This is a genomic window from Coprococcus sp. RTP21428st1_C9_RTP21428_210409 (genome assembly GCF_040227395.1).
Lineage (GTDB): Bacteria > Bacillota > Clostridia > Lachnospirales > Lachnospiraceae > Coprococcus > Coprococcus aceti.
The window spans coordinates 1-12602 of the sequence record NZ_JBEHVV010000079.1; the positions used below are offsets into that span (position 1 = coordinate 1).

Annotated in this window: 9 protein-coding genes; all 9 read left to right on the forward strand. The window is 42.3% G+C overall.

The genetic code is table 11. The features are described 5' to 3' along the window. A partial coding sequence (locus tag ABUA34_RS12240) for a response regulator transcription factor (protein WP_349823398.1) occupies nucleotides 1-450 on the forward strand: 450 nt, incomplete at its 5' end. A 79-nt stretch (nucleotides 451-529) separates the two neighbouring features. After that, nucleotides 530-3040, forward strand: coding sequence for an Ig-like domain-containing protein (locus tag ABUA34_RS12245; RefSeq protein WP_349823399.1), 2511 nt, complete (start codon nucleotides 530-532; stop codon nucleotides 3038-3040). Between the two features lie 138 nt (nucleotides 3041-3178). Continuing rightward, nucleotides 3179-5656, forward strand: coding sequence for an Ig-like domain-containing protein (locus ABUA34_RS12250; RefSeq protein WP_349823400.1), 2478 nt, complete (start codon nucleotides 3179-3181; stop codon nucleotides 5654-5656). A gap of 123 nt (nucleotides 5657-5779) precedes the next feature. Further along, entirely contained in the window at nucleotides 5780-6403 is a 624-nt protein-coding gene (locus tag ABUA34_RS12255; RefSeq protein WP_349823401.1) for a hypothetical protein, read from the forward strand. Between the two features lie 196 nt (nucleotides 6404-6599). After that, a complete protein-coding gene (locus ABUA34_RS12260; protein WP_256183750.1) occupies nucleotides 6600-9083 on the forward strand; it encodes an Ig-like domain-containing protein in 2484 nt (827 codons plus the stop codon). 220 nt (nucleotides 9084-9303) lie between these two features. Next, entirely contained in the window at nucleotides 9304-9927 is a 624-nt protein-coding gene (locus ABUA34_RS12265; protein WP_055145420.1) for a GDSL-type esterase/lipase family protein, read from the forward strand. A 99-nt stretch (nucleotides 9928-10026) separates the two neighbouring features. Continuing rightward, complete coding sequence (gene cysK, locus ABUA34_RS12270) at nucleotides 10027-10959, forward strand: cysteine synthase A (RefSeq protein WP_349823402.1); 933 nt, start codon at nucleotides 10027-10029, stop codon at nucleotides 10957-10959. A 108-nt stretch (nucleotides 10960-11067) separates the two neighbouring features. Next, on the forward strand, nucleotides 11068-12078 hold the full coding sequence (locus tag ABUA34_RS12275; RefSeq protein WP_349823403.1) for a sulfate ABC transporter substrate-binding protein: 1011 nt from the start codon (nucleotides 11068-11070) through the stop codon (nucleotides 12076-12078). Nucleotides 12079-12096: 18 nt separating this feature from the next. After that, on the forward strand, nucleotides 12097-12602 hold a 506-nt coding region (locus ABUA34_RS12280), incomplete at its 3' end, for an ABC transporter permease (protein ID WP_502880270.1).

Here is a 12602-nt window from a genome sequence, read left to right on the forward strand (position 1 = left end):
GCTCTCAATCTGGGTGCAAATGATTATGTTACAAAACCATTTGGTTCGGAGGAGCTGGTTGCCAGGGTCAGATCTGCACTCCGCACAGTGCTTTACCAGGCACATGACAGTGAACTGCCGACAGGGAAATTCCAGACTGGGGATCTGCTCATAGACTATGAGGCCAGACGAGTGTTCATAGGGGATGAGGAGATCAAGCTGACTCAGACTGAGTACAACATAGTCGATCTTCTGTCCAGACATCCGGGCAAGATGCTTACATACAGTTTTATAGTCAAGGAGGTCTGGGGCTACAATGACATGGGAAGCACCAAGAGACTTCAGGTCAATATGGCGAATATAAGAAAGAAGTTCGGAGTGAAGCCGGGCAAGAAGAGTTTTATCATCAATGAGCTGGGCGTGGGATACAGAATGTGTGATGACAGCGAAAAACTCATTGATAGTATTTGATGGTAGATTAATAAAATAAAGTCCGCTATACTGATTTTATGAAGTATAGCGGATTTTTTATTAAATCAGGAGGAGTGTTATGAAAGGGTACAGAAAAATCATGAAGGCTGTGGCGGTTATTCTTGCATTTGCACTGATATTTTCAGGTATGAATGTTCCGGGAACTGCGCTGGCAGCTACAACGGCGGCTACGGCAAAAAACACGGTTGTAAAGAGCATCACTGTGAGCAATCTGCCAGCCGGCACACTTACGCTCAAGGCGGGAAAGTCATTTGCTCTTAAGACAAATGTGGCGGCGAAAGAGCTGAAATTCGTAACCAGCAACAGAAGGATAGCAACCGTGACAACTGCGGGAGTGATCAAAGCAGGAAATGTAAAAAATGGGACAGCTAAGATTACAATGTCGCTGAAGGCTGATCCTAAGGTAAAGAAGGTTATTACGGTAACTGCAGGACAGCCTGTCACGAGTGTAAAGCTTACTAAAAGCAAGCTGACGCTGGTAAAAGGAAAAAGTGCTGTGGTAAAGGCTTCTGTTGGAACAAGCAAGGCAAGCAATAAGAAGGTCGTATGGAAGAGCAGCAATATAAAGGTTGCTAAGGTTAATTCCAGAGGACGGATAACAGCAGCCGGAGGCGGTTCAGCAGTCATCACAGCAGTAGCTGCAGATGGTTCCGGCAAGAAGGCAAGTTGTAAGGTATCAGTCAAGGCGTATGTAACTTCTATAAAGTTCAAAAAGGGCAGCGGTAAGATGTATGTGGGAAAAACAGAACAGTTAAACCCAGTCATTGCACCGGCAGATGCAACAAACAAAAAGTGTACCTGGAAGTCTTCGAATGATAAGGTCGCTATGGTAAGTTCATCCGGACTCGTTGTGGCTGTTGGCGCTGGAACCACAGTGATTACGGCAACAACTACAGACGGAACAAAAAAGACAGTAAAATATAAGCTGTCAGTTCTAAATGCTGTGAAGATTGCTTCGGCGCAGGTGGATAACAGGCAGACAATAAATGTTACATTGTCATCTGCACAGAAGCTGACAGCATCAAATTTTGCTGTTAAAGTAAAGACCACATTAAATGGCGGCATATACAACAAGAGCATTCCGATTGAAAGTGTGTCTACAGGAGACAATAAAAAATACACGATCAGGTTAAACAAGGAGAACAGGCTTTCATCTTCGGACAGAATATGTGTGTACGTAAGTGGACTTACAGGAACAGGAACCGGTAAGGTGGAGACATATTATTCTGACGGAAAGTATAATAAGACATATTATGAAGCCAGAGCAATTGAGCAGAATGCGAATGTGAATACAGACGTTAATTTATCTGGCAGTGGCTACCTCAAGGTTTCTGTAAAGGACGTTCCGGCTGGAATGAGGTATACAATAGGTGGAATGCGTTCCAACTGTATTACTTTCACAGGGAAAATAACCAAGTCTGGCACATCAGTCACGACAATTACAGCAGTTGATGAGTATGGTAATACAATGACAACTATCGTAACATGGTGTGTATACAACAGCTCCGTGATATCAGCTTATTACAGCCCAAGGTATTATCGCACTCGTGGTGAAAGTGGAGCGGCTGTGCATGTAGCTGCTGATATAAATTCTGTAGCTGGTGGCTCAGGAAATTATATCTATGATATAGTTGGCAATACTTATGGTCTTGATATTTATAGTAATGGTAAATTGGAGGGTTACATCAATAAGGCTGGTACTTATAATATAAAAGTCAGGATAACGGATTCCGATAATGCCGGAGTCAGCACAACTGTAGACTGTGTGATAAATGTTGCACAGGGAATTACAGTATCGGGATATATCAGGGATGTGGCAGGAGAAGTATTGTCAAATGCATATATTATATTTACGAATAGGGACAAATCCACAGAGTATACATATTACTGTTATTCTGATGTAAAAAGAGATGGATCGTATTCTGTAGATATTGTTCCTGGGACATATGATATAGCGATATATTCGGGTTCGGACACAACATACATATATTCACAGCGGTTTACCGGAAACATTTCGGGAAGAAATTATTCGTCGGATGTAAAAAAGATATCCGTTAGATCAAAAGATAACGGATATAATATAGAGAATATCGGCACATGGTATGACGAGGATGGCAACAGCGTTGGAGCTGGTGCATACGTTTATCTGGCGCCTGGTACTTACAGACTTACAGGTCGCGGGGTTGCTTTAGCCGGAACTATAACCGCAACGATAAACCGCAAGACTTCATATGTTGTAGCAGATATTAAGACAGACTATGAGGAGATTGGTGATAGAACCTCTATAAATGCATCAGTGGGAACATACTATAGATTTGTTCCAAAGATGACGGCAGCATACTATATCTATTCAAGCTCTGGATCGGGTAATAATCCATATGGACATCTTTATGATGCAGATGGAGAAGTGCTTACAATTAATGATGATGACAAGCAGGAGCATATCAGCACAGGAAATGACCACGATTTCTATATGTCATATAACTTTGAAGCAGGAAAAGTCTACTATATTAATGTTACACGAAACAGCAGTATGGTATATATAACCACAGAGTATCCTGGAAATTAAGAGGATACCCGTACGTCTTTTTATGTGGGTATGAATAATGCTCAATAGCATGTGCGAGATTGACAAGCATAATATATAATTTATAATATATGATATGGTGTATTAAAAGGGAATGTTACATAAAAAAGGAGGAACTTTATGAAAAGAAGTAACAGGTTTATGGCGGTCATTGCGGTGATCCTTGCATTTGCATTGACATTTACAGGTGTCAGCATTCCGGTAAATGCGGCGGCCACATCAACCGTCAAGAGTATCACGGTGAAGAATCTTCCAAGTAATACTCTTACACTCAAGGCGAGGAAAACATTTACACTGAAGACAAATACGACTTCAGGCAATCTGAAATTCTCAACAAGCAATAAAAAGATCGTGACAGTATCTTCTACAGGTAAGATAAAAGCAGTGAAAAAGGGTAGTGCAAATATCACGATCTATCTCAAGTCAAATGCGAAGATCAAGAAGGTGGTGAAGGTCACAGTCGGACAGCCGGCCACAAGAGTCAAGGTGAACAAATCTGCGCTGACGATCAAGAAGGGCAGGTCGGCAGTGATAAAGGCGACAGTAGGACCTAACACAACCAGCAATAAGAAGGTTATCTGGAAGAGTAGCAATTCCAAGATCGCAAAGGTAAGTGCTACAGGCAGGGTCACAGCGGTAAAAGGCGGAACAGTGACTATCACAGCAGTGGCTGCTGACGGTTCAGGAAAGAAAGCAGTCTGCAAGGTAACAGTAAAGGCACCGATAACATCATTAAAATTCAGTAAAATAAGTGGAAAGCTGTATGTAGGCAAAACGATGCAGCTCAGCCCAGTTATAAAGCCGGCATATGCAACCAATAAGAAATGTGCATGGAGTTCTTCAAATGATAAGGTAGCCATGGTAAATTCTGAAGGAAAAGTATATGCGGTTGCTGCAGGAACAGCAGTGATAACAGCAAAGGCTACAGATGGCACAGGTAAGAAGGCGACATACAAAGTCACAGTTGCGAAAGCGAACACCATAGCATCTGCAACTGTCAGTGACCCACAAACTGTGCAGGTTACATTATCGGGAAGTCAGAAACTTCCGGCTTCCAGTTTTGTTGTAAAGGCGAGCACGGTACTGAATGGAACATATAACTATACCATTCCATTGGACGGCGTGACGACAAAGGACAATAAAACCTACACCATAGCGCTGAGAAGAGGATGCTCATTAAGCGATTATGTGAGAGTCTGTGTCTATGTAGATGGACTGTATGGCACAGGTAAGTCAAGTATTGAGACATATTATTCCAAGGATCATTCAAATAGAAGGGTTTATATGACTTATGAACTTGAACAGAATGAGTCATTCAGCAGAGAATTTACAGTGGATCGAGCAAGAGGAATATGTAAAATTACTGTAGACAAGCTCCCTGATGGTGTGAAATATGCAATAAAAACGGATGGAAGTAACGCGATCAGTTTCAGTGGAACAGTGAGAAAGACAGGAACAACGAAAACAACAATTAAGTCTGTTGATGAGCTGCGGGATATAGTTACATACATAATTACATGGAATGTCAGCAGTTCGTCGGTGATCGCGGCGTATTATATACCTCAATACGGCATGATAGGCACGGATGATAAATATTATTCAGTAAGTGTGAAGCCTGCATCTGTCGCAGGCGGTTCAGGGAAATACACTTATAGCATAGACGGGGATGACTATGGCTTGAGTGTTGATATAACAGGAAGGGTCACAGGAAAAATTTATCAGGAGGGAACATATAACCTGAAGGTAAAGATAACGGATGACAACGATACGAAGATCAGCACCACAGTTAACTGTGAGATAAATGCTAAAAAGGCGATCAAGGTTGAGGGGTATGTCAAGGATATAAATGGAAATAACCTGAACGGGGTATCGATCAAGTTCTACAATCAGGATAAAGCAACTCCTTATAAGCTTGCGTGGAATGGTGCTACATCAAGAAATGATGGCTCATATTCGATGGATCTGTTCCCTGGTACATACGAAGTGGTAATATCCATAAGAGATGACAGCACATATCTGTATAATCAGAAATTTGACAAGTCTGAGACTGGCAGAAACTTTGTATCAGATGTATTAAAACTTACTGTAAATCCTGACAATGCCAAGTATTCTGTTGATGATATCGGAGCATGGTATGATGAATATGACAGACAATGCGGTACAAATGGGTATGTTTATCTTGTTCCAGGAACATCATATACACTTAAGGCCAAAGGAATGGGTAAGCGAGGAGTGATAACTGCAAAGGTAGACAGAAAGGCAGTTTCAGTCACAGCAAAAATGTCTGAGGATGTGATCGAGATTGGCGATAAAACATCATTTTATGCGGAAAAAGAAGAGTTATACAAATTTGTTCCAAAAAACACGGGCACATATTACTTCTATTCAATTTCGACAGGAGATCCGTATGGATATCTGTATGATGAGAACAGAAAAATTCTGGCAGCAGTGGATGATGTAAAGCACGACCTGTCAACTAATAAAAATGATTTTTGCATGAGTTATAAATGTGTTGCGGGCAAGACATATTATATATCCGTAATCAGATCCGCATGTGATGTATATATATCGACTACTAATCCGAAATCGGGTAATTAACTTTTGTGGTGATAATGTCAATATACAGTTTGTATATATATTGGAAAGTGATATAATAAGTAATATGATAGCTGTAGTTGCGTAGACGGGATATGCACATATTATAGTGAGGAGGATCATATTATGAACAAACTAATGAGAAAAGTAGTCGTGTTAATGGTTGCATTTTCCATGTTGTTTGCCGGGGCTTTTGCATCTGGCTCGACGGAGGTTCAGGCGGCCACAACTCCTGCAAAGGTGACAATAAAGAGCGCAAAGGCAAATTACTGGCATGATGAGATATTTGTGTCATGGAAGAGTGTGAAAAACGCCACAGGTTACCAGGTGGCATTTAGAAAGACGAACAGTTCTGTGTACAGAAAGGTTTCGGTAAGGGGAAAAACATCAAGAACACTTCTGCTTGACACTTACAGGACATCGTACACCATAAAAGTCAGAGCGTTCAGACAGGTCAGGGTAAAAGGAAAAGTAAAAACCTATTATGGCAAATGGTCAAATATAAAGGTTGTAAAACAGAAATATACACCACCAAAGAACAACACAAGTTCCGACAGTTCTGGAAATTCCGGAAGTGGAAATGGTTCACAGGGATCGATTGGAAAAGGTTCTGGAAATGATGTATGGATACCGAGAACAGGAAAGAAGTACCACAGCAGATCGACATGTAGTGGCATGAACGGACCGACAAAGGTATCAAAGAGTTATGCAGAGAGCATGGGATATACTCCTTGTAAAAAGTGTTATTAAGTATATTTAATTAGAATATTAAGAACTAGCGAAAAGCCGGGGATACAATAAGTGGATTGTATATCCGGCTTTTCGCCTTTTTATACAAAATAATAGGGAATTTTGCGAGATTGACAAAAAAATGCGCATAATTCATAATTGTGATATGGTGTATTAAAAAGGAAAGGTTATGTTTTAAGGAAAAAGGAGGAACTTTATGAAAAGAAGTAACAGGTTTATGGCGGTCGTTGCGGTGATCCTTGCATTTGCATTGACATTTACAGGTGTCAGCATTCCGGTAAATGCGGCGGCCACATCAACCGTCAAGAGTATCACGGTGAAGAATCTTCCAAGTAATACTCTTACACTCAAGGCGAGGAAAACATTTACACTGAAGACAAATACGACTTCAGGCAATCTGAAATTCTCAACAAGCAATAAAAAGATCGTGACAGTATCTTCTACAGGTAAGATAAAAGCAGTGAAAAAGGGTAGTGCAAATATCACGATCTCTCTCAAGTCAAATGCGAAGATCAAGAAGGTGGTGAAGGTCACAGTCGGACAGCCGGCCACAAGAGTCAAGGTGAACAAATCTGCGCTGACGATCAAGAAGGGCAGGTCGGCAGTGATAAAGGCGACAGTAGGTCCTAACACAACCAGCAATAAGAAGGTTATCTGGAAAAGCAGCAATTCCAAGATCGCAAAGGTAAGCGTATCAGGCAGGGTCACAGCAGTAAGAGGCGGTAGAGCGACGATCACAGCGATTGCTGCTGATGGTTCAGGAAAGAAAGCGATCTGCAGGGTGACTGTAAGGGCCTCAGTATCATCGATAAGTTTCAGCAAAACAAATGGAAAGATGTATGTTGGCAGAACGATGCAGCTAAGCCCGGTGATAAAGCCGGCAGATGCAACAAATAAAAAATGTGCATGGAGTTCTTCAAATGATAAGGTAGCAGTGGTAAATTCTGCAGGAAATGTATATGCAGCTGCTACAGGAACAGCGGTGATAACAGCGAAGGCTACAGATGGCACCGGCAAGAAGGCTTCGTACAAAATAACGGTCGAAAAACCAGTCACAATTGTATCGGCAATGATGAGTAACCCTCGTACAGTTAAACTTACGCTGTCATCTGAACAGAAACTGACGTCCTCAAGTTTTTCAATCAAGGCGAGTACAGTGATGAATGGTAATTATAATTACAATATTCCATTTGACAGTGTTACAACAAAAGACAATAAGAACTATACGATTGCACTGAGAAGAGGCTATACATTGTCAAGAAAGGCAAGAATCTGCATATATATAAAGGGACTTACGGGTACAGGTAATTCTAAAATTGAGACATATTATTCTGGAGACGTGAATAATAGAACGATTTATGTATCCTATAAGTGTGAGCAGAATGTTGGTATGAATAAGACTCTGGATGTAAATAGCATTGAAGGTTATAAGGGCATATGTGTGATCAATGTAGTGGGCCTCCCTGCCGGCGTGAAATACAAGGTGGATCCAGGAGATGCCAATAAGGTTTATTTCAGTGGAAAACCGACTAAGGCGGGAACGACTGTGACAACTGTTAAAGCAGTCGATGAACTGGGAAATGTGGACACTTATGAAATTTCATGGAATATATACAGCCAGACAACGATTGCAGGAAATTATGAACCAGTATTTAAAATTATGGGACGTAACAGCCATATCTGTAGGATCAACAATAGTATTGCAGCTGTGGCTGGCGGTTCCGGAAGTTATACATACAGTTTTGTCGGAGAAAGTTATAATCTCAGCATTGATTCAAAAGGAAAAATAACCGGTAAATTAGAAGAAGAAGGTACATATAATCTCAAAGTAAAAATAACAGATGCCAACAACGAAAAAATAAGTACCATAGTTGGTTGTGTGATAAAAACTATACTTGGATCAACTCTTATGGGGTATGTCAGAGATAAAAATGGCAATATACTGGATGGGGCAAGTGTTATTATCATAAACAAAGATAATTCAGTCCAATACGAACTTAACAGTGAATTTGCTACAGTAGATCGTAATGGACAATATTATATGTCAATTATTCCTGGAACATATGATGTGAAAATTAAAATTGGGGACGATGTGACTTATATCGGCAATCGTACATTTGGCGTTGGGGAGAATAAAGTGGATCTTGCGGCGGATGTAACAAAGATTGCGGTCAAATCTAACAATGAAAAGTGCACGGTTGACGATCTGGGCAGATGGACAGATGAATATGGTAGAATATGTGGCTGGAACGGATATGTGTATCTTGTTCCTGGAACATATGAGCTGACAGCGGAAGGTTCAGGTAAGCGTGGTGTGATATCAGCAAAAGTGACCAGTAAGACGACCACGTTAACTGCGGATGTGAATGAATTTGCTATTGACTTTGGCAATTTTAACGATGTATATGCAGAAGTTGGAATGTATTACAGGTATGTGCCAAAGAAAACAGGAACATATTATTTTTATTCTGTTTCATACGGTGATCCAAAGGGATACTTATATGATGAGAACAAAAATCTGCTCATGGAAGTGGACGATGCAGAGCATAGCAAGACAACAAATAAAAAAGATTTTTACATGAGCTATAACTGTGAAGCTGGAAAGTCATATTACATAAAAGTAAGCGGTAGTTCGGTTGATGTGTATGTAAGAGATTGTGATCCTAATGCAGAGGATTAACGGCTGGATATGTGCTTTATAAAGGAGTGGAGATGATATTTTTTACATCTTCACTCTTTTTTTAAACAATAAAAGCACATAATCCCTATTGACATAGTAGGAAATAAGTTGTATACTCCAACATGTTGACAGATAATTACTACATATCAGATAGGATATATGTGGATTGACAATGAGATCCATTGGACAGAACGAGGTTCAATAGACGGGAGGTGGACAGATGCAACAGGTGTTGTGCTTTGGAGATTCCAATACATGGGGATACAATCCTGAGAATGGTGAGAGATTTCCCTGGGGGATCAGATGGACCAGTATATTGCAGCAGAAGCTGGCAAATAAAGATATAAGGATCATAGAGGAAGGTCTCTGTGGAAGAACAACAGTGTTCGAGGATCCACTGAGACAGGGAAGAAAGGGCGTGTCGCTGTTCCCTACTCTGCTGGAGACACACAAACCGGAGAATATAGTGATCATGCTTGGAACAAATGACTGTAAAACAGTGTTCTCGGCATCGCCGGATGTGATAGGCAAGGGAATACGGAGACTGCTCATTCAGGCAAAACAGTATTCAGCGGACAGCAGGATACTTCTCGTATCGCCGATACATTTGGGCGAGCAGGTGTGGAAGGATGAATTTGATCCTGAGTTCTCACCGGAATCCGTTGAGGTGTCAAGAAAACTCACAGATGTGTACAGGAAGATAGCCGATGAGTTTGGTGTGGAATTCCTGGCGGCATCATCCGTGGCGGACAGCAGCGAGGCAGATCAGGAACACATGAATCCTGAGGGCCATGCAGCACTGGCAGGAGCAATAGAGGAAAAGATTTATCAGATGGCCTGTTAAGAATTATATAGAAAATAATGTACAGTATATAAAGATAGTAAAGAATCAAGAAAGAACATAGAGACTTCAAAAAAGTAAAAAAAGAAAGGAAACAAAATCATGGCAAAGATAGCATCACAGTTAACAGAACTTATAGGAAACACTCCACTTCTGGAGCTCACAAATTATGAGAAGGAGCTTGGACTCAAGGCACACATCGTTGCAAAGCTTGAGTATTTCAACCCACTTGGCTCAGTAAAGGATCGTGTGGCAGCAGCCATGATCGAGCAGGGAATCAAGGATGGTCTCATCAACCAGGAGACAGTCATCATTGAGCCTACATCAGGAAATACAGGAATCGGACTTGCATTTGTATCAGCGGCAAAGGGCCTTCACCTGATACTTACAATGCCGGACACCATGAGTGTTGAGCGTAGAAAGATTGTTTCAGCTCTCGGTGCTGAGATCGTATTAACACCTGGAAGAGAAGGAATGAAGGGAGCCATCGCCAAGGCAAATGAGCTCAAGGAGCAGTATGGAAATGCATTCATCCCACAGCAGTTTGAGAACAAGGCAAATCCTGCTATCCACAAGAAGACAACGGCGGAGGAGATCTGGAGAGATACAGACGGAAAGGTTGATGCATTTGTATCAGCAGTAGGAACAGGCGGAACAGCTACAGGAACAGGAAGCGGACTCAAGGAGCACAATCCAAATGTCAAGCTGATTGCAGTTGAGCCTGCTGATTCACCGGTTCTCTCAGGCGGAGCACCTGGCCCACACAAGATCCAGGGAATCGGAGCAGGATTCGTACCTGGCGTCATGGATCTGAGCATCGTGGATGAGATCATCAGGATCCAGAACGATGACGCATTTGACACAGCGAGAAAAATAGCAAAGACAGATGGTGTATTGGTTGGAATATCCGCAGGTGCGGCACTCTATGCGGCAACTGAGATTGCAAAGAGACCTGAGTACGAGGGCAAGACCATCGTGGTTCTCTTCCCGGATACAGGAGAGAGATACCTCTCAACATCACTGTTTAACCTGTAGACCGCAATAATTGCCTGGAGGTTGTGAACTGTATAGCAGAAGTTAATATCGTTGCAGCAATTATTGCTCATTGGAAGAATTGACCTATTTATGAGAAAGAGAAAAGATATGAGACTTGGAAAAAAAGTATTGCTTCTGTCCATGGCGGCGGTGCTGGCGATAGGTGCTGCCGGCTGTGGCGGGAAGAAGGACGATGTTATCACAATTACAAATGTTTCGTATGACCCGACGAGGGAGCTGTATGAGCGATACAATGACATGTTCGAACAGTATTACAAAGAGCAGTACGGACAGGACATCAAGGTCATCCAGTCTCATGGAGGCTCCGGTTCACAGGCCAGATCGGTTGTGGAGGGCTGTAATGCGGATGTTGTCACACTGGCACTTGAGCATGACATTGACCTCATATCGGCAAATGGTCTGATAGATAAGGGCTGGATAGATGAATTTGACAAGGATTCAGCACCCTACACATCCACTATCGTGTTCCTGGTGAGAAAGGGAAATGCTAAGGATATAAAGGACTGGAACGATCTGGTGAAGGACGATGTGGAAGTCATAACACCTGATCCGAAGAGTAGCGGCGGAGCCTGTTGGAATTTCCTTGCGGCTCTTGCCTATGCCAGAACTACATACAGCGATGAAGCTGATATATGGCAGTTTATGAAGAAGCTTTATCAGAATGTGTCGGTCATGGATTCGGGAGCCAGAGGTTCGACGACCACATTTGTGGAGAATGGCAAGGGTGATGTACTGATTGCCTGGGAGAATGAGGCGATAGCAACCCTGAGGGAATACCCGGAGGATTACGAGATAGTTAATCCGTCGGTGAGTATACTGGCTCAGCCGAGTGTGGCGGTTGTCGATGACAACGCAAAGCACAATGGAACAGAGTCGGTCAGCACAGAGTATCTGAAGTACCTGTACAGCGATGACGCTCAGAGGCTTGAGGCTGAGAGCGGCTATCGCCCGACAAATGAGAAGATACTTGCAGAGTATGCAGACGTATTTGATCTGGACATCAAGCAGTGGACCATAGATGATTTCGGAGGCTGGGACAAAGCCTATGAGGATTTCTTCGATGACGGTGCAAAGTTTGACGAGATATATGATTATTAAAATGGATTGGAAGACGAGATGGCAGCAGAGGAAAATGGCAAGAAGGATAAACTTAATAACGCAAAGAAGACCAGAGTTATCCCGGGATATCATCTGACGCTTGGAATAGTCATTGCAATGCTGTCGCTGATAGTTCTGATCCCGCTGGCATCGGTGCTGGTGTCATCGCTGAAGCTCTCACCGGGTGAATTTTGGCATCTGCTTCTGAAGAAGAATGTGCTGAATGCATTTAAGACCAGCATCGGCTGTTCGTTCATAGCGGCGATAGTTAACACGGTGTTTGGTCTGATAATAGCGTGGACACTGGTCAAATACGATTTTCCCGGCAAGAAGATACTGGACGGATTCATAGAGCTTCCGTTCTGTCTGCCAACGGCGGTTGCCGGTATCACACTGTCGAGACTTTACAGTGAGGATGGATTTCTTGGAAAAACGCTCAAGGCTCTTGGAATAGACGTTGCATACACGAAGATAGGACTTACCATCGCCCTCGTATTCGTTGGAATACCATTTGTCATAAGGGC